The 25,740-nt window shown below is 40.0% G+C and carries 23 protein-coding genes; 8 read left to right on the top strand and 15 right to left on the bottom strand.

Annotated features, from left to right (window positions below; genetic code table 11):
• Nucleotides 1-141 precede the first annotated feature (141 nt).
• The 8 genes from ORH16_RS06300 to ssnA all read right to left on the bottom strand — a co-directional run bounded on the left by ORH16_RS06300 (nucleotide 142) and on the right by ssnA (nucleotide 11,378).
• The gene (locus ORH16_RS06300; protein ID WP_265457227.1) at nucleotides 142-525 is read right to left on the bottom strand and encodes a RidA family protein; all 384 of its coding nucleotides are present in this window, start codon (nucleotides 523-525) and stop codon (nucleotides 142-144) included.
• An 18-nt stretch (nucleotides 526-543) separates the two neighbouring features.
• The gene (gene arcC / locus ORH16_RS06295; RefSeq protein WP_265457225.1) at nucleotides 544-1,482 is read right to left on the bottom strand and encodes a carbamate kinase; all 939 of its coding nucleotides are present in this window, start codon (nucleotides 1,480-1,482) and stop codon (nucleotides 544-546) included.
• A gap of 215 nt (nucleotides 1,483-1,697) precedes the next feature.
• On the bottom strand, nucleotides 1,698-2,891 hold the full coding sequence (ygeW, locus tag ORH16_RS06290) for a knotted carbamoyltransferase YgeW (RefSeq protein ID WP_265457223.1): 1,194 nt from the start codon (nucleotides 2,889-2,891) through the stop codon (nucleotides 1,698-1,700).
• Between the two features lie 18 nt (nucleotides 2,892-2,909).
• Nucleotides 2,910-4,229 carry a YgeY family selenium metabolism-linked hydrolase gene (locus ORH16_RS06285; protein ID WP_265457221.1) on the bottom strand — a complete coding sequence of 440 codons (1,320 nt, stop codon included), beginning with the start codon at nucleotides 4,227-4,229 and terminating at the stop codon, nucleotides 2,910-2,912.
• A 1-nt stretch (nucleotide 4,230) separates the two neighbouring features.
• Complete coding sequence (gene dpaL, locus ORH16_RS06280) at nucleotides 4,231-5,430, bottom strand: diaminopropionate ammonia-lyase (protein ID WP_265457219.1); 1,200 nt, start codon at nucleotides 5,428-5,430, stop codon at nucleotides 4,231-4,233.
• Between the two features lie 149 nt (nucleotides 5,431-5,579).
• Nucleotides 5,580-6,953 carry a dihydropyrimidinase gene (gene hydA / locus ORH16_RS06275; protein ID WP_265457217.1) on the bottom strand — a complete coding sequence of 458 codons (1,374 nt, stop codon included), beginning with the start codon at nucleotides 6,951-6,953 and terminating at the stop codon, nucleotides 5,580-5,582.
• Nucleotides 6,954-7,016: 63 nt separating this feature from the next.
• Nucleotides 7,017-10,022, bottom strand: coding sequence for a putative selenate reductase subunit YgfK (gene ygfK, locus ORH16_RS06270; protein ID WP_265457216.1), 3,006 nt, complete (start codon nucleotides 10,020-10,022; stop codon nucleotides 7,017-7,019).
• Nucleotides 10,023-10,043: 21 nt separating this feature from the next.
• Complete coding sequence (gene ssnA / locus ORH16_RS06265) at nucleotides 10,044-11,378, bottom strand: putative aminohydrolase SsnA (protein ID WP_265457214.1); 1,335 nt, start codon at nucleotides 11,376-11,378, stop codon at nucleotides 10,044-10,046.
• Nucleotides 11,379-11,643: 265 nt separating this feature from the next.
• Here ssnA and ORH16_RS06260 point away from each other — a divergent pair, with 265 nt between their 5' ends.
• Complete coding sequence (locus ORH16_RS06260; protein WP_265457212.1) at nucleotides 11,644-12,282, top strand: helix-turn-helix transcriptional regulator; 639 nt, start codon at nucleotides 11,644-11,646, stop codon at nucleotides 12,280-12,282.
• Nucleotides 12,283-12,716: 434 nt separating this feature from the next.
• Here ORH16_RS06260 and lepA read toward each other — a convergent pair whose 3' ends face one another.
• On the bottom strand, nucleotides 12,717-14,555 hold the full coding sequence (lepA, locus tag ORH16_RS06255; protein WP_265457211.1) for a translation elongation factor 4: 1,839 nt from the start codon (nucleotides 14,553-14,555) through the stop codon (nucleotides 12,717-12,719).
• Between the two features lie 149 nt (nucleotides 14,556-14,704).
• Nucleotides 14,705-15,514, bottom strand: a complete 810-nt coding sequence (locus ORH16_RS06250; protein WP_265457209.1) for a C39 family peptidase — start codon at nucleotides 15,512-15,514, stop codon at nucleotides 14,705-14,707.
• A gap of 178 nt (nucleotides 15,515-15,692) precedes the next feature.
• On the opposite strand from ORH16_RS06250, the gene eis reads away from it, so the two are divergent.
• From eis to ORH16_RS06225, 5 genes are all read left to right on the top strand, one after another.
• Entirely contained in the window at nucleotides 15,693-16,913 is a 1,221-nt protein-coding gene (eis, locus tag ORH16_RS06245) for a GNAT family N-acetyltransferase (protein ID WP_265457207.1), read from the top strand.
• 43 nt (nucleotides 16,914-16,956) lie between these two features.
• Nucleotides 16,957-17,430 (top strand): nucleoside 2-deoxyribosyltransferase, encoded by a 474-nt coding sequence (locus ORH16_RS06240; RefSeq protein WP_265457205.1) that lies wholly within the window; start codon nucleotides 16,957-16,959, stop codon nucleotides 17,428-17,430.
• Nucleotides 17,431-17,442: 12 nt separating this feature from the next.
• On the top strand, nucleotides 17,443-18,108 hold the full coding sequence (locus ORH16_RS06235; RefSeq protein WP_265457204.1) for a hypothetical protein: 666 nt from the start codon (nucleotides 17,443-17,445) through the stop codon (nucleotides 18,106-18,108).
• A 366-nt stretch (nucleotides 18,109-18,474) separates the two neighbouring features.
• Nucleotides 18,475-18,843: an ACT domain-containing protein gene (locus ORH16_RS06230; protein ID WP_265457203.1), complete on the top strand. Its 369-nt coding sequence runs from the start codon at nucleotides 18,475-18,477 to the stop codon at nucleotides 18,841-18,843.
• Nucleotides 18,844-19,008: 165 nt separating this feature from the next.
• A complete protein-coding gene (locus ORH16_RS06225; protein ID WP_265457202.1) occupies nucleotides 19,009-19,893 on the top strand; it encodes a YitT family protein in 885 nt (294 codons plus the stop codon).
• 84 nt (nucleotides 19,894-19,977) lie between these two features.
• On the opposite strand, the gene ORH16_RS06220 is transcribed toward ORH16_RS06225, so the two are convergent.
• The 5 genes from ORH16_RS06220 to ORH16_RS06200 form a co-directional block, all read right to left on the bottom strand.
• On the bottom strand, nucleotides 19,978-20,196 hold the full coding sequence (locus ORH16_RS06220) for a helix-turn-helix transcriptional regulator (protein ID WP_265457200.1): 219 nt from the start codon (nucleotides 20,194-20,196) through the stop codon (nucleotides 19,978-19,980).
• Nucleotides 20,183-20,599, bottom strand: a complete 417-nt coding sequence (locus tag ORH16_RS06215) for a hypothetical protein (RefSeq protein ID WP_265457199.1) — start codon at nucleotides 20,597-20,599, stop codon at nucleotides 20,183-20,185. The genes ORH16_RS06220 and ORH16_RS06215 overlap by 14 nt, the downstream gene beginning before the upstream one ends.
• A gap of 203 nt (nucleotides 20,600-20,802) precedes the next feature.
• On the bottom strand, nucleotides 20,803-21,669 hold the full coding sequence (locus ORH16_RS06210) for a PhzF family phenazine biosynthesis protein (RefSeq protein ID WP_265457197.1): 867 nt from the start codon (nucleotides 21,667-21,669) through the stop codon (nucleotides 20,803-20,805).
• Between the two features lie 158 nt (nucleotides 21,670-21,827).
• The gene (locus ORH16_RS06205) at nucleotides 21,828-22,052 is read right to left on the bottom strand and encodes a hypothetical protein (RefSeq protein WP_265457195.1); all 225 of its coding nucleotides are present in this window, start codon (nucleotides 22,050-22,052) and stop codon (nucleotides 21,828-21,830) included.
• An 82-nt stretch (nucleotides 22,053-22,134) separates the two neighbouring features.
• Entirely contained in the window at nucleotides 22,135-23,232 is a 1,098-nt protein-coding gene (locus ORH16_RS06200) for an iron-containing alcohol dehydrogenase family protein (protein ID WP_265457194.1), read from the bottom strand.
• A 220-nt stretch (nucleotides 23,233-23,452) separates the two neighbouring features.
• On the opposite strand from ORH16_RS06200, the gene ORH16_RS06195 reads away from it, so the two are divergent.
• Entirely contained in the window at nucleotides 23,453-24,955 is a 1,503-nt protein-coding gene (locus ORH16_RS06195) for an ABC transporter permease subunit (protein ID WP_265457193.1), read from the top strand.
• Nucleotides 24,948-25,670 (top strand): amino acid ABC transporter ATP-binding protein, encoded by a 723-nt coding sequence (locus tag ORH16_RS06190; protein WP_265457191.1) that lies wholly within the window; start codon nucleotides 24,948-24,950, stop codon nucleotides 25,668-25,670. Before ORH16_RS06195 ends, ORH16_RS06190 begins: the two co-directional genes overlap by 8 nt.
• Nucleotides 25,671-25,740: the final 70 nt, after the last annotated feature.

Here is a 25,740-nt window from a genome sequence, read left to right as displayed (position 1 = left end):
CTTTTCAACATTTTGGAAAAAGGCCGTACGCATTGCTGATATAAACCGTCAAAGCTTTTGAAACGTTTAGAAATTCACAAGAATAAAAAAATGAGCTTTAACGCTTAACTAACCTAGAAAAACAGTCTTTTTCCATCATTATTATTTATTGACCACTGCAATTGCTTCAATCTCAAATAATCCACCTTTAGGTAAAGCTGCCACTTCGACACAGGAGCGGGCCGGTAGATTCGTTGTAAAAAATCGTTGATAGATGCTATTAATCTTTTCGAAGTCACTCATATTTTTAAGAAAAATCGTCGTTTTGACAACATCTTCACAGGTTAAACCTGCCTCTTTTAAAATTGCTGTTAAATTAATTAACGCCTGTTCAGCTTGCGCTTCTACGCCATCTTTCATTTTACCACTAGTTGGATCTAATCCCAATTGCCCAGAGATATATTGTGTTGTGTTCGCCAAGATAGAATGGGAATACGGTCCAACAGCAGCTGGTGCTGCTGTGGAATTAATCATTTTATTGGTCATCTGCTCTTCCTCTCAATTTCAATTTGAAATAGTTGTACCAGTTTCTCCTTTGATTCCCGCTTCTGCTTTTTCCAAAAGTGTAATCAAAGTTTTTCTCCCCGGTTTCGATTCAGCAAAACGAATCGCTGCTTCAACTTTTGGCAGCATGGAGCCAGGTGCAAATTGCCCTTCTTTAGCATACTTTTTCATTTCGTCAGTAGAAACTTGGGACAATTCAGCTTGGTCTGTTTTGCCAAAATTAATACAGACTTTTTCAACAGCTGTAAGAATAATCAACACATCAGCATCAAGCTTTTCTGCCAATAATTCACTACAGAAATCTTTGTCAATCACTGCTCCGACACCTTTTAAATGGTGTCCTTCTCGAATCACAGGAATACCACCTCCGCCACAGGCAATGACGGTCTGACCATTTTCTAATAAGGTTTGTATGGTGCTCAGTTCAACGATTTCTTTTGGCTGGGGTGAGGCCACCACCTGCCGATAACCACGACCAGCATCCTCTATAACTTGAATATCTTTTTCAGCCACTAGTTGGTCTGCTTCTGACTTAGTCATAAAGCGACCGATTGGTTTCGTCGGCTCTTCAAAAGCGGAATCATTGGCATCCACCACAATTTGTGTGATGACGGTGCCAACTGGTTGATCGATTTGTCGATCCAATAGTTCTTCCCGCAATGCATTTTGCAAATCATAGCCAATGTAACTTTGGCTCATTGCGACACAGACAGAAAGAGGAATTGTGGGATATTTTTCAGGATTGGTTAAAGACAGCTCCTCCATCGCTAGTTGAATCATGCCGACTTGTGGACCATTTCCGTGGGACAACACTACTTGATAACCAGCTTCAATCAAATCGGCGATCGCTTTTGAAGTTTCTTTCACTGCTGACATTTGTTCACGTAAATTATTGCCCAATGCGTTACCGCCTAAGGCAACGACAATTCTTTTTGTCATTCAGCCACCTTCTTTATTTAATCGTTTTCATTTTTTTTAAAGACAAGATGTTTTTCTCAGAACATCTGTTAAGGTTGGACATCTCAAATCTTGCAGTTAAGGTTTTACTTAATTCATTTTAAGGGTATTCATTAAGTATTTTGTAAAGTTGTTTGTCGTGTATAATCTGAGAAAAACATCTGACTAACATAAGGAAATAAGTTGGGCGTGATTGATTATTGAACCGCCCGTGGTGTTTTCTTCTCTGCCAAAGCTTGCAGCGTTTCGGTTGGCTTTTCAATTTTACTTAGGAAAATCATCGCTGCAATAATATATGGCTTGTAACTGGCTTCTTTGTATAATTCAACGCGATAGCGGTCAAAAACTGAAGCTTCTACTTCACCTTCTTCACAACTAACGCCTGTGATATCAGCAGGTAGACAATGCATGTACAACGCTTTACCCTCTTTAGTCAGCTGCATCATTTCTTCGGTACATTCCCAATCTTTATGCTTGGCATTTTGCTGCAATAATTCTTTTTCTAAGCGATCGATACCATCGAAATCACCATTACCATACAAATCAGTCCGTTTTTCCATCATAGCAAAAGGTGCCCAGCTCTTTGGATAGACAATATCGGCATCCTTGAAGGCTTCTGCCATATTATTCGTTTTAGTAAAGGAACCGCCAGACTCAGCAGCATTTTTTGCTGCGACTGCTTCGACCTCCGGCATCACTTCATAGCCTTCTGGATGAGCTAAAACAACATCCATGCCTAAACGAGTCATTAAACCGATAATTCCTTGAGGTACAGATAATGGTTTACCATAAGAAGGTGAATAAGCCCAAGTCATGGCAATTTTTTTGCCTTTTAGATTTTCAACACCGCCAAACTCATGAATCAAATGTAAAGCATCTGCCATTGACTGAGTTGGATGATCAATGTCACATTGCAGATTAACTAAGGTTGGCCGCTGTTCCAAGACGCCATCTTGATGACCTTCTTGGACTGCTTCTGATACTTCATGCATGTAAGCATTGCCTTTGCCGATATACATATCATCACGAATACCAATAATATCCGCCATGAAGGAAATCATATTGGCTGTTTCCCGCACTGTTTCCCCGTGGGAAATTTGGCTTTTGCCTTCATCCAAATCTTGAACTTCTAAGCCTAACAAGTTACAGGCTGAAGCAAAACTGAAGCGAGTTCGAGTTGAATTATCTCTAAATAGGGAGATGCCTAAGCCACTGTCAAAAATTTTCGTTGAGATATTATTTTCCCGTAAATAGCGTAATGTGTCGGCCACTGTGAAGACAGCCTCTAGCTCATCTCGGGATTTTTCCCAGGTTAAGAAAAAGTCGTTTTCGTACATTTCTGAAAATTCCAGTTGATTTAGTTTTCCAATATATTCTTTAAAAGTTTCCATCTTTAAGCTCCTTAATTATTATTTGATGTTTTGGCAGTAGGTCGTTGGTAATGCCGCATACATTGCGGCACAACGAACCAAATCTTCTTTCCAAGTTTTTTCATTTGGGGCATGGGCTTCCGCTTCAGCACCCGGGCCAAAACCAATACATGGAATACCATTGCGGCCCATGATTGATACACCATTGGTTGAGAAGGTCCATTTATCTAATAATGGACGGGCTTCCCGCATGGCGACAGTCGATTTAGAACCTTGCCGTTGATCGCCAAACAAGTTATGATGCACTTCCATTAAGGATTCGGTTACGACGTGGTCTTCAGGAATTACCCAAGTTGGGAAGTAGCATTCGATTGGGTAAGATAAGCCGGTATAGGATGGCCGATCATATTCATACATCGATACGACTACATCTTCACCGTATTTTTTAACTGCTGGTAATTGACGAATTTCTTCAAGACAGCTTTCCCAAGTTTCCCCAGCAGTCATTCGGCGATCTAAAGAAACAGAGCAGCCATCAGCGACAGCACAACGACTTGGTGAAGAATAGAAAATTTGTGAAGCTGTGACTGTTCCTTTACCTAAGAAACGAGCTTCCTGCCATTCTGGATTATATTTTTCATCCAGCATTCTAACTAGACCACGGATTGAAGTGCTCTCTGTATCCCCGTTATTGTTTAAAGCCCGAACATCTTGTAAAATGTCCGCCATTTTATAAATGGCGTTGTCGCCCCGTTCTGGAGCAGAACCATGGCAAGAAACGCCTTTGACGTCAATCCGTATTTCCATCCGGCCCCGTTGTCCACGATAAATCCCGCCGTCGGTTGGTTCAGTTGAAACCACAAATTCTGGGCGAATCTTATCTTCTTTAATAATATATTGCCAGCACAGGCCATCACAGTCTTCTTCCTGAACAGTCACAGTGACTAAAACAGTATATTCATCAGATAATAAACCTAAGTCCTTCATAATTTTAGCGCCATAAATTGCCGAAACAATCCCGCCCTCTTGATCAGAAGTGCCTCGACCACCAATTTCTTCATCGCTTTCGTAGCCGTCATACGGATTAAATTTCCAGTTACTCATTTCACCAATACCCACTGTATCAATGTGACCATCAAAGGCGACGATTTTTTCACCGGTGCCCATATAGCCTAACAAGTTCCCCATTGGATCAAAAGTTACTTTATCGAAGCCTAAAGCTTCCATTTCAGCTTTGGCCCGTTCCATTTTATTTTTTTCTTCAGCACTTTCTCCTGGAATTTTCACTAATTCTCGTAAAAATTTGGTCATAGCTGGTCCGTAAGCTGTTGCTGCTTGTTTAATTTCTTCAAAATTCATGTTACTCTTGCCCCCATACAATTTTTTTATAATTTTCTGGATCAGTGTCGCCTTCAGTTGAAAACATTAAAACAACAGAGTTTTGATCCAGTTTCAATGCTTGTTTTAATTCCTGATAAGCAGGATCTTTCATCACACTAGCGACAACTCCCATCGCCACGGCTCCGGATTCTCCAGAGATAACCTGTGGGTCACCTTTCAGGGGTGCGCCTAAAATTCGCATACCTTTTTCAGAAACCCAATCCGGTGCTGAGATAAAGAAATCTGTGTGATTTTTTAAAATATCAAAGGAAATCGTGTTAGGTTCGCCACAGGCTAAGCCCGCCATAATTGTCTGTAAATCCCCTTCAACAAAACGGATGCTACCATCTTTAACTTTAGCTGATTGATAGAGACAATCAGCTGCCTGAGCTTCAACCACCGTCATAATTGGTGGATTATCTTGATAAAGATTAGCAAAATAACCAATCACTGCGCCGGCTAAACTACCAACACCTGCCTGCACAAAAATGTGGGTCGGCCGTTGAACACCCGTTGCTTGTAATTGTTGAGCCGCTTCTAAAGACATCGTGCCATAGCCCTGCATAATCCAAGTTGGGATTTTTTCGTAGCCTTCCCACGCAGTATCTTGCACCATCACACCGTTTTCAGCTTCCTCCGCCAAATGATTGGCCATGCGGACACATTCATCATAATTTACTTCTTCAATTGTGACTTCAGCGCCTTCTTTTTGAATATTTTCAAAACGAATCTCTGCTGAACCCTTAGGCATCAAGACCACTGATTTCTGGCCCAATTTATTAGCTGCCCAAGCCACGCCCCGACCATGATTGCCGTCTGTTGCTGTGTAAAACGTTGCTTGACCAAATTTTTCTTTTAAAGCTGGCGAGGTTAACTCTTCATACCCCAGCTTGGCCACATCAACAGCTAATTTTTCAGCGATATAATTTGCCATCGCAAAAGATCCGCCTAACACTTTAAAGGCATTTAAGCCAAAACGATAGGATTCATCTTTGACAAAAAAATCTTTTATGCCTAAATAATTGGACAGCTGTGATAACTCAGCTAAAGGTGTTGTCGTATATTGCGGAAAGCTCTGATGAAAGGCCAGCGCCTTACCGATATTTTCTTCTGACATTAAAGGTAAAAATTGATCGTCTGTTTTTGGCATTTCGTTTTTCAGCCATTTTATTTCTTCCAACTAAAATCCTCCTCGATTGTAAAAAATAGTAAAACTTGATTGCTCACTTCCTTATTGCTACTTTAAGTTAAAGTGGTCGTGGTACAAGTCTTCTTCCAGAGGTAATATAAGAATCTTATTGCCATTTCTTGTGCCTTAACCACATTGTTTTATTTGGTTGTTCTAAAGACGAATTGCCCCTTTTTTTCTTGGAGGACTTTGCCGTTTTCGGCAACCTTTTGACCTCTAAGAAAAACACTTTGAGCCTGACCCTGCGTTTCAATTCCTTCATAAGGTGTATAATCGACATTTTGTAATTGGGTAGTAGCCGAAATGACGCCTTTAGCTGCCGGATTCCATACTACCAAGTCGGCATCGCTACCGACTTGAACAATGCCTTTTTGTGGAAATAAATCAAATTGCCGGGCAATGTTTTCTGCTAGAAGTCCCACCATGGTTTCTAAACTAATTCGTTTGCTGGCAACACCAGCAGTATAAATTAGCTGTGGCCTAGTCTCGACTCCGGGCATCCCATTAGGAATTTTGCTAAAATCATCAATCCCTAAAACTTTTTGGGTTTTAAAATTAAAACTGCAGTGGTCGGTTGAAATTGTATCAATTTCACCATTTTCTAGTCCCTCCCACAAAGCTCTCTGATCATCTAAACTTCTTAGTGGCGGTGAGCAGACATATTTGGCTCCTTCAAAATTAGGGGCGTCATACAAATGATCATCCAACACTAAATACTGAGGACAAGTTTCGACATAGAGCTGTTGCCCCCGTTTGCGAGCTCTACGCACAGCTTCCAATGATCTTTCGGTACTTAAATGAACAATATTCACCGGTAGCTCAGCTTGATCCGCTATTGTTAAATAGCGTTCCACCGCTTCTGCTTCAACCGCATCTGGTCGAGAAAGCGGATGGTAATGGGGACTGGTCTTACCGGCCTTCAACAATTTCTTTATGCCTTCATTGACTAAGTCACCATTTTCGCAATGAACTCCCAGCATTCCATGAAATTTTTTAATTTCTGTCATAGCTTCATAAATTTCAGCATCAGTTGTTCGCAAATTGTCGTAGGCCATGTACATTTTAAAAGAGGTAATCCCTGCTGAAATCATTGCAGCAATCTCGTTTTTTATTTCTGGATTCCAGTCGATAATCGACATGTGAAAAGTATAATCACAGGAGCTATTACCCTTAGCTAATCGTTGCCAAGTGTCTAAGCAAGCCTGCAGAGAACCATCCTTATCCGGCGTCGCCATATCAATGACGGTCGTTGTACCGTTGGCTAAGGCGGCGCGACTACCGCTGGCAAAATTATCGGCTGTCCCACTGGAACCAGCGCCATTATTTAGCTGTAAATGAGTATGGGCATCAATAAAGCCCGGCAGGATAAAACAACCCGAGACATCCTCGACCTGTGAATCACCGATTGGCAAACTCGCCCCTAGCTCGACAATTTTTTCTTTTTCAATTCTGACATCTAGCTGACGTCTATCCACAGCGGTGACTACAACACCGCCTTTTAATAAAATCGACATGGTTCTCCCTCTTTTCAAAAAGGTCTTTAAAACTAAAATGTAAATTGTAAGTAGAAATTTTTATTACGCCATCAAGGTGTAGCTATATTCTTCAATTAGCGTGTCCATTAAATTTAAAATTTCTTCTGGGACATCCAGATAGGTTTGATTGACATTGACGACTTGTTCCTGCGCTCCCAAACGTAACAGGCAATCCTTCGACAAATTATCGAGAACATAAAATCCTGAGTTGCTACTATCATGGAAGTCTGACTCTGTTTGGAATAAAGTAAATTTATCCTTATAAGGCGCACTTTGATATGGGCAGAAGGTCTCGCAGTTGCCGCATTCATTACACATGCGGTCAATGTGAACAATTTGCGGAGAACCTTTGATGGTCACCACAATATTGGCTCGGTTGGGACAAACATCCATGCAAGATTCACAAACGGTTGAACACTCCAAACAGCGACTAGCTTGACAGGCGGAATTTTCTGCTCCGTACAAGAGCCCACGTTTTTGTCGCACACTTTGGCGATCTTGATTGATATTATCTGTTTCAAAATGATTTCGGTGTAACTCACAGATATTTGCCGCCGCTTTAGTAGCATCCGCAATCGCTTCGACAATCGTTGCCGGACCCAAATTTGCGTCCCCTATAACATAAACATTTTCTAAATTAGTTTCTAAAGTCTGCGGATTGACAATGACCTTGCCCCAATCATTTGTTTCCAAGCCTATCGAGTGATAAAATTCTGTATCAACTTTTTCACCGACAGCGGCAATCACCGTGTCTGCAGGGACCTCAACAAATTCTCCAGTACCGACTGGTTTACGACGCCCAGATTGATCCCGTTCACCTAAGCGCATCATTTCACAAGTTAAGCGACCATTTTCTATTTTAATTGGCGCTAATAATTCCAAAAATTCAACGCCATCTGCTAATGCCAGATAAAGCTCTTCTTCGTCCGCTGGCATATTACGTTTATCTCGCCGATAGACAACTGATACTTTTTTTACATCCGGTAAACGCATAGCTGCTCGAGCACAATCCATTGCTGTGTTGCCGCCACCAACCACAATAATATTTTCTCCATACGGGTTAACATTAGGATTTTTGCGATTTGCGATTAAAAATTCTAAGGAGTTTAAGGTTGTGCCAGCTTCTAAGCGTAATTTCCCATGCTTCCAAGCACCAATCGCATAAATAATATTGGTAAAGCCCTGTTTCTGTAATTCAGTTAAGCTTGGTGCTGCTTGCCCAGTTTTGAATTCGGCTCCTAAAAATTCGGCCATCTTAACATCATTTTCGACCGATTGCCTAGAAATTCTAAATTCCGGTACGATTTGGCTGCAGACACCGCCAAGGGTCTCCGCTTTTTCAAAAACAGTAACCGGCATTCCTTCTCGTGCTAACAGATAGCCGGCAGAAATTCCTGCGGGCCCACCGCCAACTACCGCCGTCTTTGCTGCGCCGACTTTTTTCTCAGGTCGCACCATTTCAGCCATTAGTTGAGCATAAGCCGCTTCGGCCGCTTCCAATTTCGCTTCCCGAATTTGAATAGCTTCTTCATAAAACTGGCGAGTACACTTCGTCATACAGGGATGAGCACAAATTGTTCCCGTGATAAATGGCAGAGGGTTTTTATCAACAATCACCCGCAAAGCTTCAAGATATTTCCCTTCACTGACATAGCGTAAGTAGGCTGGAATATCTTGATCAATCGGACAGCCACCTTCATCACGACAAGGTGCTGTATAACAATCAATTAACGGGACATTCCGTTCAATTTTAGGACTCTCTGGTAATTTAATTGACTTATGATAATGGCTTTGTTTTTCAATTTTAGCGACAATATCAGTTAATTTTTCTAAACTCACTTGAACTGTTGCCGGATAAGGCGCATCTGCTAAAAGATTCGCCACTTGGTTCATCCGTTGATAACCCCCAGGCTTCAATAAACTCGTAGCCATCGTAATCGGCCAAATCCCCGCCTCAAAAATTTCTCGAATATTGAAAATATCTGCTCCGCCTGAATAAGAAATTTGTAGTTTCCCAGCGAAAGCGTCGGAAAGTTTTTTGGCTAAACCGATACTTAAAGGAAACAGGGAACGGCCTGACATATACATTTCTTCACCTGGTAGTTCATTTTGAGCAATGTCAACAGGAAAAGTATTGGTGATTTTAACGCCAAAGCTCAACTGCTGGTTATCAGCTAATTGCTGCAGCCGTTGAATCATGGGAACCGCATCCTCAAACTGTAAATCTTCTTTAAAGTGATGATCATCAAATTCGATATAATCAAAGCCCAAGCTATCCATTTTTTCTCTTGCATAAGGATAGCCCAGCATTGTCGGATTGCATTTGATAAAGGTATGCAATCCTTTTTTCGTTAATAAATAGGTAGAAATCCGTTCAATTTCATCCGGCGGACAGCCGTGTAAAGTTGATAAGGTAATCGAACGACAGACCCGGGAATCAATGGTTGCCAGATATTCTTCGTCTATCCGTTTAAAATCCTTCAGATATTTTTTTGCCGCTTGTTGACATTCCTGCCAAATCGCCGTATCTTTGGCATCTTTCAGCTGCTCAATAAAGCGATCAATTTTCTCCGATTGAATACCGGCAAGATCATAACCAACACTCATATTAAAGATGAAACCATCGGGATTGCCGATTGCTAATTCTTTACTGAGAATTTTTAAAACATACCAAGCTTTGACATATTCTTCCATTGCCTGTGGCACTCTCAGCTCAGTTGACCATTCTACGTTGTAGCATTCATCCGCTGCAGTGATGCACGGTTTACTTACAGGCAAGTCTTCACCGTCAATAATCTGAACCGTTTTCAATTCAAAAAATCTCGAACCGGTTAAATAGGCCGCAATAATATTTTGGGCTAATTGCGTGTGGGGCCCAGCTGCTGGACCGCAAGGGGTTTCCATTTTTTCGCCAAATAAAGTCATTACCTTCTGGGGATCTGCTTGGTATATTTTTCGAATGCCAAAAATTGTGCCCTCGGTTTGATACTCATTTAAAACCCAATTGAATAAACTATCAATTGAAATCGGGCGCATCATATCGCTCATCTTTTTCACTCCTTCAGCTGTTTAGTTATTAATCCGACGCCACAAATCATTGGCCTGAACTTGAGCTTCGTGCCAAACTTTTTCTTCATCAATGCCAACCACTTCACGATTGCGCATCTTGATAACGCCATCGATAATTGTGTCTCTGACCATTGCACCATTGACACCAAATAAAATATGTCCATTAGGATTTGCTGCTGTCATCGGTGTTGGCCCTTGATACTCAACAACAATTACATCGGCTGCGGCTTCTGGTTCTAAAACCCCCAATTTGGTTTCAAAATGACGATTCGCCATCTGTGGATTATTTTCAAAAAGCATTGCTGGAATTTGATTACCACCGGCTGTTGGATCAGCCAAATGATGCTTATGAATTAGATTCGCAAATTTGAAAGATTCTGTAACGTCATTGGTAAAACCGTCGGTGCCAAGTCCCATCAAAATTTGATACTCATCAAACATTCTTAAAGCTGGCGGACAACCGACAGCGTTCCCCATATTCGATTCAGGATTGGTCACAACCATCGTGTTAGTGTCACGAATCAATTCCATTTCGTGAGGACCAATGTGAATGCAATGGCCTAGCATCGTTTTTTCACCAAGAATCCCAAAATCATACAGACGATTGACAATTGGTTTGCCATATTTTTGCAGTGAATCTTTTACATCTGCAATATCTTCTGCCACGTGAATGTGGTAGCCGACATCATCTGGGGTATTACTTACACAGTAGTCTAAAGTTTTATCTGACAATGTAAATGCAGCATGCATACCAAACATCGCTTTTTGTAAATCATCAGTCCGTTGTTGACTCACCTTGATAAAATCAAGGTTTTCTTTGACGGCAGCTTTCATTTTCTCAAAACCATCACGATCAGAAACTTCATAGCAGAGGCAAGTCCGGATACCATATTCATCTGCAGCTCTTGATAATTCATGCAAGCTGCCGGCGATACCTCCGTAGCTGGCATGATGATCAAAAACTGTCGTCACACCATTTTTCAGACCGTCTAGATAAGCAACTTTCCCACTGTGATAGCAATCTGCTAGATTCATGCTTCGATCCAAACGCCACCACAAGCCTTCTAAAATATCCATAAAATTATGTGGAGCGTAGCCATTGATACTCATGCCACGAGCAAAAGAACTATAAATGTGATTATGCATATTAACAAATCCTGGCATAATAATGCCACCTTTTGCGTCAATAAATTCTGCCTCGGGAAATTCTTTTTTCAATTGATTGGTCTCGCCAATTTTTTTAATTCTTTTCCCATCAATTGCCACACAACCATTTTCATAAAAACCTGTTCCTTGACTCCTTGTCACTAAGCGTCCATTTCCGATTAATAGCATTCAATTATTCCTCCCTTTAATATAATTAGCAATCGCTTTCATTCATTTGGATAAAAAAATTTAGTTGAAATGAAACAGTCAAATTCATTTCTTTTTTTCTTTTCAATCACTCTTCTTTTTGATTATATCACTCTACCTAAAAAAAAACAATGCTACCTAAAAAATATTTTTTAGTTTTTTTATTTGAACATCTTGTTATTCACAGAATCCCATGATATCATGAATGTAACAAGCTTTGAGAACGTTTTTAGAAAGGAAGATCAGCATGCTTTCAGATGAGCAATTAACTTTTTTAACCCAAATTGCCAAAGCCTTAGCCGGACAATTCGGTGAAGATTGTGAAGTTGTCATTCATAAAATTCAAGAAAATAGCATTGACAATTCAATCGTCTCAATTGAAAATGGGCATGTTTCCTCACGGCAATTAGGTGACGGCCCCTCTCAAGTAGTTTTAGAGGCTGTCAAAAAAGATCCACGAACATTAAAAGATCATATTAACTACTTGACTCGTACTCATGATGGGCGGATTTTAAAATCCAGTACAGTGTATCTGAAAAATGAAGACGGTCAACTGGATGCTATTTTCGCCATCAATCAAGATATCACAAATCTGATTGTCGCCGAATCTGCCATAAAATCTTTAATTGCCACTGAAGAATCAGAAGAAGCCAAGGAACCAGATTACATTCCACAAAATGTCAACGAACTCTTAGATGACTTAATCGAAGAATCCATCAAGATTGTTGGCAAGCCAGTTGCTTTGATGACGAAAGATGAAAAAATTAAAAGTATCCAATTTTTAAACAACAAAGGCGCCTTCTTGATTACCAAATCAGGTGACAAAATCTCGAAATTTTTCAATATTTCAAAATATACTTTGTATAGTTATATTGATGCTACTTAATAGTAATAAGTTTGATAAGTTCGATTGAAGTGAATCCAAAGCGGAAGATGAAAAATTCTGCTTTGGATTTTTTATTGGGTTTGTTTAAACAATGGATTTACTAAAATGATAAAGAAAATTAAGCGGCTAAGCTTAGAAAAGTCAGAGGGATTTCTGGCACTTAGACAATGTAACCAAGTTGCTAGAAGGCAGTGTAAAGCTTAAAACTTTCAGGGGGTATTTTAGATTTAACTCCCTCTATTTCATCCACCTTTGGCAAATATTTTCTGAAATGAAAAAGATAAGAACAGAAATTTTCGATACACTCACCTAAAGATTCAAAAAAATATGCATAAGTAATTCAAAAACTCCGCCCAAGCGAAAACTTGGGCGGAGTTTAGGCAAATATTATATGATTTCACAATCGATTTAATGAGTAAAGACTTTGCAAATCCTTATTTCTTCGGATTATCGTCTTCATCCATTTTCAGCACAGCCATGAAGGCTTCCTGAGGGACTTCGACAGAGCCAATCTGTTTCATCCGTTTTTTACCTTCTTTTTGTTTCTCTAAAAGTTTGCGTTTACGGGAGATGTCTCCGCCGTAACATTTAGCCAAAACATTTTTTCGTAGGGCTTTGATATCAGACCGTGCGACAATTTTTTGGCCGATGGCCGCTTGAATTGGTACCTCAAATTGCTGACGCGGAATCAGTTTCTTTAATTTTTCGACAATCGCTTTGCCTCGTTCATAGGCAAATTCTCGATGGACGATAAAGCTTAATGCATCAACTTTTTCTGTATTTAATAAAATATCCATCTTGACTAGCTTGCTAGGCCGATAGCCAGCCATTTCGTAATCTAATGAGGCATAGCCTTTCGTGCTGGATTTCAATTTATCAAAGAAATCAAAGACAATTTCTGAGAGTGGAATTTCGTAGACGACATTTACGCGATAATCGTCTAAGTAGTCCATCGTCACAAATTCCCCCCGTTTTCTTTGGGACAATTCCATCACCGCTCCGACATAATCATTTGGCACCATGATTTGAGCTTTGACATAAGGTTCTTCCACGCTGTCAATAGTCACAGGTTCTGGAAACTCTGCGGGATTATCAACAACAACTGTAGAGCCATCCGTTTTTTTCACATGGTAAATTACAGAGGGTGCGGTGGTGATTAATTCTAAATTAAATTCCCGCTCTAATCTTTCCTGCACAACATCCATGTGGAGCAAGCCTAAAAATCCACAGCGGAAACCAAAACCTAGCGCTTGAGAGGTTTCTGGTTCAAATTGTAAAGCTGCATCGTTTAATTGTAATTTTTCAAGGGCTTCCCGTAAATCATTGTAACGGGACGTGTCAATTGGATAAAGACCACAATAAACCATCGGATTCATTTTACGATAGCCGGGCAAAGCTTCTTTCGCCGGGTTGTTGGCCAAAGTAACTGTATCACCTACCCGAGTATCCTGAACGGTTTTAATGCTAGCGGTGATGTAGCCTACATCACCCACCATGAGAAAATCTCGATTAACAGCTTTTGGCGAAAACACGCCAACTTCAGTCACTTCAAAAGTTTTGCCATTACTCATTAATTGAATTTTATCGCCGGGTTTGACCACGCCATCGGTAATGCGGACGTTTAAAACAACGCCGCGATACGCATCATAGACCGAATCAAATATTAATGCCTTTAAAGGTGCTTCCAAATCTCCTGCAGGTTCTGGCACGAATTGGACAACTTGTTCTAAAATTTCTTCAATACCGATGCCGGCTTTAGCGCTGGCTAAAACGGCTTCACTGGCATCGATGCCAATTACATCTTCAATTTCTTTGCGTACCCGTTCTGGATCGGCTGCCGGCAAATCAATTTTATTGATGACTGGTAAAATTTCTAAATCATTATCCAAGGCAAGATACACATTGGCGAGCGTTTGAGCTTCAATCCCCTGAGCTGCGTCAACTACTAAGACGGCGCCTTCACAGGCTGCTAAGCTACGGGAAACTTCATAAGTAAAATCGACATGTCCGGGAGTGTCGATTAGATGAAAAATATAGGTTTCGCCATCTTCTGCAGTGTAATTTAATTCGACAGCATTTAATTTAATCGTGATGCCCCGCTCTCTTTCCAAATCCATGGAATCCAATAGCTGGTCTTGCATTTCCCGAGAAGAGACGGTGTGGGTTTTTTCTAAGATTCGATCCGCTAACGTTGATTTGCCGTGATCGATATGGGCGATAATCGAAAAATTGCGGATTTTTTTCTGCCGTTCTTTCATTTCTTTTATATTCATGTGTTTTCCTACTTTCCTAACAATCAGCACTTAAGATTATAACAACGGAAGTCCTCCTTGAAAAGAGTTTTTAACATTTCTTGGGGAATAATCGCTAGAAAATCCCCATAAAAAAACTGACACTAGTCAAATTAGTGTCAGTAGATAGATTAAGCTTCGGTAATCGCGATTGCTTGCGAACCAAATTGTTCCCATGAGGCAATAAAGTCAGTCAAGCTGGTTTGATAATTTTCATTGCCATAAGGGTCATTCAGATAAACATATTCTTCATCATAACCAATCAAAACAACACAATGCTCACTCATAGAAATTTCAACGGGGCCATTGACGGTTTCCCATGTTTCCATATCATTAGTGGCGGCGTAATTAGTCGTGGTGATGGCCAAGACTGGGCTGCCCGTCGACAAAAAGTACTGAACTTTAGAGAAATCACTGCCGGTAAAATCAATAGCAGTCAAATCTTCTGTCAAATAATTTTGGGCCAAATTAAAAATTGGCTCGTGATACACAAAGTAGCCTGCTCCGATATCGCCGGTGATATCGCCAACAAAGGCTTCGTTAGGATCACCATAATAACCCTCATCATCTTGATAGGCAACTGACGGTAGTGCATCGGCCAAATCATTTTTCGTTACATCAATATTATAATAATTCAAAATCATCGCTAACGAAGTAACCTCGCAACCATTTCGCAGACGTGGCGAATCTAGTTGATTTAGCAAAGGAACATTTTCGATAGTCGCGCTAGTCAAAATTTCTGCTGCTTGTGTCTCGGTTAATTCTGCTGTCCCAGAAGTAATCTCAATTATTTCCTCTGTCGATGATGTCGTAGAGGTTGTGGTGGTATCGGCCATTACCTCTTCTTCAAGGGGATCAGTGGCGGTTAGGTTGGCTACAATGATGACCACAGCTATAAATCCCATAACAGCTGCGAGTCCCAATAAATATTTTTTATTCACTCAACTACCCCATTCTTTTTTATTATGTATAAGTATAAATTATATTCCTTAAAACAAACTTAATATTCATGAAATGTAAAAAAAATGTAATAATCGACATCAAACATGCCCCATCGCCAAAAAAGACATTGCAGTAAAGTTTTGCTATACTTAGTCCATTAGAAATGGAGTTGAAAATATGGCGGAACAAGATTTTCGCGAAAATTTAGTTTTGAAGCCGGTTAGTGAAGAGCATGTCGCTCAATTCAATGAATTATTGAGTTATGTCTTTCAGTTTACAGAATCTGATTTAGAAGAGAGTGGTTTTTCCAATAAACGGGAACTAATCAAATCTAAACAGCCGATTTTAGAATTATCAGAGGTGTTTGGCTGGTTTTATCAAGATAAATTAATTTCACAAATTGCAATTTATCCCTGTGAAGTAAATATTCACGGAACCTTATATCAAATGGGTGGTGTAACAGGTGTCGGCACATACCCTGAATATGCCAATCATGGCTTGATGCAGGATTTAATCCGCGTTGCACTAGGAAACATGCGCAAAGAAAAACAATGGATTTCCTATTTATATCCCTACAGCATTCCTTATTATCGCCGCAAGGGCTGGGAAATTATGTCGGACAAATTAAGTTTTAAAATTAAAGATGTTCAGCTGCCAAAAGCTGTTGAGGTTCCCGGTATGGTGGAGCGCAAAGAGGTTTATGACCCGGATGTTTTTACTGTCTATGCCCGCTTTGCCAGACAAAATCATGGCGCCTTGATTCGCAGTGAGTTTCACTGGGAAGAATACTGGCGTTTTGAAAATGAAGAGGAACGGACGGCCGCCGTTTACTACGGCGCCAATCAAGAACCTCTAGGTGTTTTATTTTATTGGATTGCCGAAGATGTTTTTCATATTAAAGAAATGTTTTATTTGAACTTAGAAGCCCGCAACGGCCTCTGGAATTTTATCAGCGCCCATTTTTCGATGGTCGACTGGGTCTTGGGGGATATTTATAAAAATGAACCGCTAGCTTTTTTATTAGATGACAGTCAAATTAAAGAGACGATTGAACCGTATTTCATGGCCCGCATTGTCGATGTGAAGGAATTTTTACAGGTGTATCCCTTTGAAAGTACCGGCAAACCGTTTCATTTTGTTGTGACCGATCCTGTGGCGGATTGGAATACGGGCATTTTTGGTCTGATTTGGGATGAAAATGATCAGGTGACTGTGACCGACGAAGCGATTGGAAAGCCGGTTGTCCTTGACATCCAAACTCTAACTTGTCTGATGATGAATTATCGCCGGGCCAGTTATCTTTCACGAATTGAACGACTTAGCACAGATAAAGAAACCCTGCACACCTTAGAACGGATTTTACCAGATACGGAAGCTTACTTCAGTGACTATTTTTAAGCATACAGGGTTCCGTGACTACTTTTAGATGGAGGATTTATAAATGAAGATTTACTTCGCCGCCCCATTATTTGCTCAAAGTGATTTACTTTATAATCAAAAGCTTGTTGAAAAGATTCGGCAGCAACAACCAGATGCCACTATTTATCTGCCGCAGGAAAATGCGGCGATTAATGATAAATCGGCTTATGCCGACAGCAAAATGATTGCTTTAGCTGATACTGAAAAAGTTTTAGAAAGTGATTTGATGATTGCGCTATTAGATGGTATCACAATAGATGCCGGAGTTGCTTCAGAAATCGGCGTCGCCTATGGAAAAAACATTCCAATTTTAGGCTTATATACTGATACCCGTCAGCAAGGTAGCGACAATCAGCAAAAAATTCAAGCGCTGCAGACTGTCGCTGAAAATCAGTTTCACTATACAAATCTCTACACAATTGGTTTAATAAAATTAAATGGTCAAGTGGTTAATTCTGAAGCAGCGCTTTTACAAGCTCTGCAAGAATACTGCTAGAAAGGTTGTCCCATGTCAAAAAAAATGAAACAAGCACAATTGGCGTTAACTGTTTTTGGATTGTTTGTCGTCGCTTATAATATCTTTGAATTGATTACTAATAAGTATTCTACGAGTCAAGGCATCATCTTTGTCATTGAATCACTTGCGGGTATTGTCTTAATTTATCTGCCGAATATCGCCCGTAAATTATTAAAAATCGAAATTCCAGCGGCTATCGTCCTGTTTTACTGGTTTTTCTTAACCATTTCCGTTTTTATCGGCACTGGCTTACACGTTATTTCTTTAATTTTCTTCTGGGATAAGGTGCTCCATGCCGTCAGTCCTATGCTTTTAACAGTGTTGGGGTATGGCTTAATCGCAACCTTTTTAAAAGATGCGGATATTTCTAAAACCAGTCCCTGGCTCTTTATTATTATGGGCTTCGCCTTTGCTGGACTCTGTGGTGTTTTCTGGGAATTTTGGGAGTTTCTCTGCGATCAATTTTTCAATATGAATCTGCAGCGCTATAATGCCTCCAGTGGCACACCATTTATCGGGCGGGAAGCCTTGATGGATACAATGGGTGATTTGTTTACCAATACTTTGGGAGCTTTGGCGTTAACCATTTTTGCCGGAGTAAAAAGTCACAATCATCCAGAATATTTTGAGCAGTTTAAAATCAAAAAATTGCCTTAAATGTAAATCTAGAATGAAATACTGGCAATCGGCTGCTGGTCTTCCCTCTGTGCTATACTAGAAATAACTTTAAAAGATATCAGGTCGTTTTTAACTAGAGGTGATTCATATGAAAAGACTTTTATCCGGCTTTGCCACTTTTCTATTTTATCTAGTAATTGTTGTCGTCATTTTAGGTCTCGCATATTTTATTTTTAGACCTAAGCTTTAAGCTTAATGTGAAACCGCCCTAGTAATTCTGGGCGGTTTTTTATGTTGCTGTTACCTGCTATTTTCTCCCTTGCAAATCACGAACTCATCCGTAACAATAGATAAGAAATATTTGGCTTTTCAGACACACCAAAAAAATTTAAAGGAGTTTATTTAATGAAACTAGAAATTTTACAGACACCTCTTTCAGTTATTCAAATAGCAGATTTTAATGAGCTTGACCTTACTATCAGTCCATTATTTATTGCAAATACTAAAGATGAACGTTCAGTCGTGTTGCCGACTGAAAAGGTTCCAGCTCTCACCTTGAATCGAGAAGATGGCTGGCGAGCTCTCAAAATCGTCGGTGTTTTAGATTTTAGTCTTGTAGGTATCTTGGCAAAAATCGCTAGCCTTTTGGCAGAGCAGGACATCAGCATCTTTGCCGTTTCTACTTACAATACCGACTATATTCTTATTAAAGAAGACAAGCTAGCCAAGACTATCTCGGTGTTAGGCGATGCCGGTTATACAATTAGTGACTAGCAATTAAAATTTCTTCATGATAAATTTGCTGTTAACTTGAATTTTCACAATTAAGCTTACTTTTGCAAAAATATCTGGAATTTCTCCTCTTCAGTGATTTTTTTATGGAAAACTTCATGTTATGATGAAGTCAGTTTGGTAATTTTTATTAGAGGAGGAAATCTTTTGCAGAAATTTTTTCAAAAACAATTGGTCCAAGATACGCTATTTGTCACAGTTGGGGCCTTTGTCTTAGCTTTGTCGATTAATTCTATTTTACTGCCTAATCGGATTGTCGCTGGGGGTGCGAATGGAATTAGTGTGGTTTTAAATCACCTTTTCAACTGGAATCCCGCAATTATTTTGTACGCCATTAATATTCCCCTTTTATTCTTGTGCTTTATCCTGTTAGGTAAAGAAACCGGGCTAAAGACGATTTATGGCAGCTTGCTTTATCCTTTTTTTGTTGGGATCACTAGCAATGTTCCTGTTTTAACCACAAACATTTTTTTGGCAGCCCTCTTTGGCGGCATTATCACAGGGATTGGTCTAGGCTTAGTCTTTCGCGGGAATGCTTCGACTGGTGGAACGGCGATTATCTCACAAATTGTGCATAAATATTTAAAAGTCTCGCTGGGAATTGCGATTCTCTTTGTAGATGGCTTGGTAATTTTATCTGCATTTTTAGCATTCAGTACAGATGTCGTTTTATTCTCGTTGATTGCCCTATTTATTATTGGTCGGGTTGTCGATGGCATTCAAATTGGACTGGTACGCTCAAAAAATATTTTGATTATTTCCCAAAAGCACCAAGAAATTCGCAGGGTGATTACCGATGAATTGGATTTAGGGGTTACCTTAATCCCAATTGAAGGTGGCTATAGTCAGCAACCAGGAAAATTACTAATGACCGTTATTCGTGAAAAGGATTTTCCAAAGGTCAAAGAGCGCATCCTTTCAATTGATGACCACTCCTTCTTTATCACCCTAAGTGCCAGCGAAGTTCACGGACGCGGCTTTAGCTTGAAAAAAGTGGCGGAGGATTATGGGGTTGAAATGAATCAGTTGTAGGATGATGTATCAATCAAACTTTTAAAATTAGCAAAAATGAATTTTGATTTTATCTCTTTTATGAAAAAAGCTGATCCCAACAGGTCAGCTTTTTTTAGGTTCTTCTTTTAATCGAAATAAACTTTCGACTGGCACTTCAAAAATTCTAGCAATTTCCAAAGCCAGTTCTAAAGATGGGTTGTACTTATTTTTCTCTAAATGGACGATAGTTTCTCTTCTAACTCCGACTTGTTCAGCCAAATCTTTTTGGGTCAGCCCCCGCTCTTCACGATATTCTTTTAAATTCGTTTCAATTTTTCCCATTAGATAAGCCTACATTTTCAAAAGTGAGGAAGGATAATGCGTGAAAAGCTAACATAGCAGCTACAACAAACGACATAATACCTGCTGTTAATCGGATATGAAGAGAAAATGCCAATAAGCTGACACCTAATAAAAGGAAAAACGAAATTGCTGCAATGATAGTTAAATTGCTGGCCTTTGACAGATTGTAACGGGCTCGTTCATCCATCTTCTCGGAATTCATCAGAGCTATCCAAAGAATAATTGCTGAAATTACGACTAGCATCACTCCCATAACAAGATATTTTAAATAAATTGGATTGGTGTTTGGTGTGCTTAATGAGACACCAATGCTATAAAACAACATTGCTGCTAAAAACTCGATTGAATAAATTTTACTAGTTAAGTGTATTTTCTTTTTCATTTTTTGTCCAACTTTCATGTGATGTATTTATAACATGTTACAAATATATCACTCGGTTTGTTTCTTGTCAAACTTTTGAAGGAATAAGATTTTTAGTTTTCCCATTATTTTTAACCTATCTAAGAATGCTCAACTATCATTTTTTGCTGACAATAAAAAACTGCTATCAAATTTGACCAACTTGATAGCAGCTTTTTGTTAGTTTATAAATTAATTTTTTTCACTTGAGGATTCATGATGGCTGTTCCAGTTATTTCGATAAAAGTTTTGCCAGCTGCTTTTGTCGCCGTTGCCAATAATTGACCGGGCCGCTTCAAATAGCGTCCCTGCTGAATTGAAATTGTCAGCGGATTTTTTTCTGGATAGAGATATCTTTGACAATAAGCTGCCATCACCCCTGACGCTGTACCAGTCACCGGATCTTCAATGGTTTTAGAATACGGCGAAGAAAAATGGCGGGCGCTGAATAAGCGTTGTTCTTGATCCAAAATAGTAAAAGGATGAATCGAGCTACGGGGAATTTCCTTTAAAACTTCTGGAAAGCGTAGCGTTTGCGGCACCATTTTTGCTAAGACGGCCTCGCTTTTCACAGGGACTAGCAAAGTCCAAGATCCAGTATTGCCATATTCAATCGGCAAATCCTCTAGCAAATCTGCTTCTTGAATGTTTAAGACGTTGCACAATTCTTTTTTTGATGAGAGAAATGGTGTTTGCTTCGGTTGACTTTGGGCCATCGTCAAAGCGTCAGCGTTTATTTTGATTTCGATTGGACCGACTTCTGTTTTAAGGAGCGCATGCTCTTGAATCAAGCCAGCATCTAAAAGGTATCTCACACCGCCAATTGTTGCGTGACCGCATAAAGGCGTCTCATGCCCTGGTGTAAAATAGCGAAACTCAGCGGTACATTCTTCACTGGTCAAAATAAAAACCGTCTCATTAAAGCCCATCTCGGCTGCAATTTTTTGCATCTGATCCGTGGTCAGATTGTCTGCCGCAGGAACAATCCCGGCTGGGTTTCCTTGATTTATTTTTTTGGTAAAGACATCTGCTTGATACACAGCAATTTCCATTTGATTAAGCCACCTATTTTTATTATCAGACAAACAAAAGCTGCGACTAAAGTATCCCATAAAATGAGCGGCACCTTGCCAAATTTTTTCAAAAAATTGGCATTCCTTTGCTCATTTTGGTTTTCTTTTCGTCACAGACTCGGTTCACTTTGTTCTATTTAATTCAATTCTTCTACTATCTCGTAGTCATCGGGATTTTTAAGGGCGTGAAAATCTTCCTTAAAAAAGAGGACATATTGGTTATTGCGCTTGTCTTTAGCAATAACCAGAGGTTCTTTATCACGGCCACTATCCTTTTCAATTTGAGCAGCAATATACAACGCTTTTAAATCCACATCAGAGGTTAGCGCATTACCTTGGTTAAAGAAAATTCTTTCTTCCATTTGAAATCCCTCCTTTTATACATTTATTTTAGCATTAATAGAAAACGACTTCCAATAAAGGCCGTTGAATCTTTTGTGATTTTTATAAGAGTTTTTTGTCCGCCATGTATTCTTCTAAATTATTCATGGCTGCTGCGACTTTTTCTGCTGTGATCGTCCCTCTCATCATATGAATCGTCTCGTCAGGCAAAACAGCCCGTTTGGCCACGGCTGTTATTTCTTCAGCAGTCAAGGTCATTTCCATAGCGGCTAAGGATTTCGGCAAGTGCAGTTCATCGTAAAAAGGAAGTAATTCTTCCAGCTCTTGCCACTTATTTTCCATTACCAACTGCACCAGCACGCCATAAGCCACTTTGTTGCCGTGAAGTTGCTGATGACTTTGAGGCAAGATGGTTAGGGCATCATGAATTGAATGGGCCCCAGCCGTGCGACCATATTCATCGCCAAAGCCCCCCACCATGCCGGCTAATAGAATATTCGTTTCAACAACATTTAAGAAGGCCTGATTTAGTTCATTTTTTTCCATCGCCGCTAAGGCCGCTTGACTGTCTCTTAGTAATACAACTTGGCATTGCTTGGCAGCAAATTCTGCTACAGTTATTTCAATTGGTTTTTCTTCAATCTGTTCAATGATAGAAATGCCCTCGTACCATTTGGCTAAAGTGTCCCCAATCCCTGCCACCATCAATTCAATTGGCGATTCTAAAATGACCCGGGGTTCAATTAAAACCAAGGCATTGCTGACAGGAAAAATATCATAGCGATCCATTGAGCCGTCTTCATTATAGACCACGCTTAAAGATGCATAGGCTGCACAGGTTGCGGCTAAGGTCGGCAGACAAAAGACGGGCACCTGCGCTCTAATGGAGGCCAGTTTGCCAGTGTCTAAAACTTTGCCACCGCCGATTGCCACTACCACTTCAAAATGTTCTTTTTTTATCATGTCCACAAATACTTGGGCATGGGCGTCTGTACACTCACCGCCATAGTATTCATAATGAACCGAAAAATCAGTCAGGTTGGGCAAAAAGTTTTGGACAGCCTGCCAAGATTTTTTACCGTGAAGGATTAGAACCTTTTTTAATTGGCGCCGTTCTAAATGCGCCGAAAGCTGCTGCCAAGCTCCTTCATGACATTCATATTCCTGCGGAGCACCTCTGACAATAAGTGGTTGATTCATCTTCTTCTCCTTTTTTTCCTGAAATAAATTAAATCTTTATTAGTTTTATACGAAACAAAAAAAGCGCCTTTAAAAAGGTTTTTCCAAAAAAAATTTCTGAAAAGTCCTTTTTGCCCTTTGACTTTAACAGATTTTATGATATTATAATTCACAGAAAAACACAAATGAATTTTTATGCAATTATTATTCATTTTATTTTGTAAAAGGGAGCGATTATTGAATGAAAAAATGGAAAAATTGGCTGTTTTCGCTGATTGCCTTGCTGGCAGTTGCCGGTTCATTTTTACCAGCAGCAGCTCAGGCAACTTCAACTTCTGGATCAGATACCGCAGTTGCCACAACTGCTGAGACGGATGCAACATATGAAAAGGTGATTTCTAGTGGCAAATTAATTGTCGGCTTGTCGGCAGACTATGCACCTTATGAATTTCATGCGACTGTCGATGGTAAAGATACCATCGTGGGCTTTGATATTTCAATTGCTCAACATATTGCGGATAGTTTAGGTGTTGAACTGGAAATTCAAGAGCTAGGTTTTGATGCTCTTTTAGGAGCACTAACGACAAATAAGATTGACATGATTATCTCCGGCATGTCTCCAACACCGGAACGGGAAGAACAAGTTGATTTTTCTGATCCCTATATGACGGTGACGCAAAAAGTGGTCGTGCGGGCTGCTGACAAAGATAAGTATACTTCCACTGCTGACTTTAACGGCGTACCGGTTGGCGTTCAAAAACAAACGACGCAAGAAGAATTGGCACAAACGGAAATGACTGGCTCTGTTTTGACTTCACTACAAAAAGTGCCAGATTTAATCACCAACTTAACCACTGGTAAAGTCGATGCGGTTGTTTTAGAAGGACCCGTTGCCGATGCTTACGTACAACAAAATACAACATTGACAATCGCCGATGATGTAACCTTCGTGAACGGTACCAAACAAACCGCTGTAGCTGTCAATAAAAATTCACCACAATTTTTAGCAGCCATCAATGACTCTATTAGTGAAATTACTGGCTCTGATTTATTAGCTGAATATCAAGAAGAAGCCAATGAATTGATGTTCCAAGATGACACCAGCTTCTTTGAAAAATACATGCCTTACTTTATTTCCGGGACTGGTTATACTTTACTATTAGCCTTTGTCGGTGTGCTATTCGGAGCTGTCTTAGGTAGCGTCTTTGCCTTGATGAAACTTTCAAAATATAAAATTTTGCGGGCTTTGGCGATTATCTACATTGAATATGTCAGAGGAACACCACTATTGGTGCAAATTTTTATTGTGTATTTCGGAACCACAATGTTAAATCTCAATGTGTCCAATCTAGTGGCCGGCTGTATTGCCCTTTCTTTAAATAGTGCTGCTTATGTTGCGGAAATTATTCGGGCTGGGATTGGCGCTGTCAATAAAGGTCAGATGGAAGCCGCTCGTTCACTAGGAATGAATCAAACACAAGCGATGCGCTACATTGTCTTTCCACAGGCAATTAAAAATATCTTACCGGCTTTAGGAAATGAATTTGTCACTGTCATTAAAGAATCTTCTGTCGTATCGGTAATTGGTGTGGCGGAATTAATGTTCCAAACTGGTGTGGTTCAAGGCGCCAGCTTCCGGGCCTTCATGCCTTACGTGATTGTTTCCTTAATTTACTTCGTCTTAACCTTCGCCTTGTCTCGTTTATTAGGTGTTGCTGAAAGGAGAATGAAAACTAGTGATTAATATAACTGACTTACACAAAAGCTTTGGTGACAATGAAGTCTTAAAGGGCATTGATTTAAATGTTGAAGCTGGTGAAGTGGTCGTAATTATCGGCCCTTCCGGTAGCGGAAAATCCACCTTCCTGCGGTGCATGAATTTATTAGAAATGCCAACCAAAGGCAAGATTGAATTTGAAGGTCAAAATATTTTAGAAAAGGGCGTCAACATTGATTCCCTACGGCAAAAAATGGGAATGGTGTTTCAAAGTTTTAACCTTTTTCCTCATAAAACTGTTTTAGAAAATTTGACGATTAGTCCAATTAAAGTAAAAAAAGAAGATGCTGAAGCCGCCAAGAAAACGGCATTGGCTTTACTTGAACGGGTTGGTTTAAGTGATAAAGCTGAAGTTTATCCTTCTAGTTTATCCGGGGGACAACAGCAACGGGTGGCCATCGCTCGCGCTTTGGCAATGAATCCAGACGTGATGCTTTTCGATGAACCGACTTCGGCCCTTGATCCGGAAATGGTTGGTGAAGTGCTATCCGTTATGCAAAGTTTGGCTAATGATGGCATGACCATGGTGGTCGTTACCCATGAAATGAGCTTTGCCCGCCAAGTAGCTGATCGGGTAATCTTTATGGATGCCGGCATTATTCAAGAGGAAGGCACCCCAGAAGAAGTTTTCGGCAATCCGCAAAATCCGCGGACTCAAGATTTTCTGGCAAAAGTCCTCTAAGTCATTTTAGCTAAATTAAAAGTGTCCGTGACACAAGTTAAGACAGATTTTATTCCGAACAATATTGAAA

Source organism: Enterococcus sp. HY326, assembly GCF_026157065.1.
GTDB lineage: Bacteria > Bacillota > Bacilli > Lactobacillales > Enterococcaceae > HY326.
Note: the sequence above shows the minus strand (reverse complement) of the source record. Positions and strands in the feature narration are given on the sequence as shown.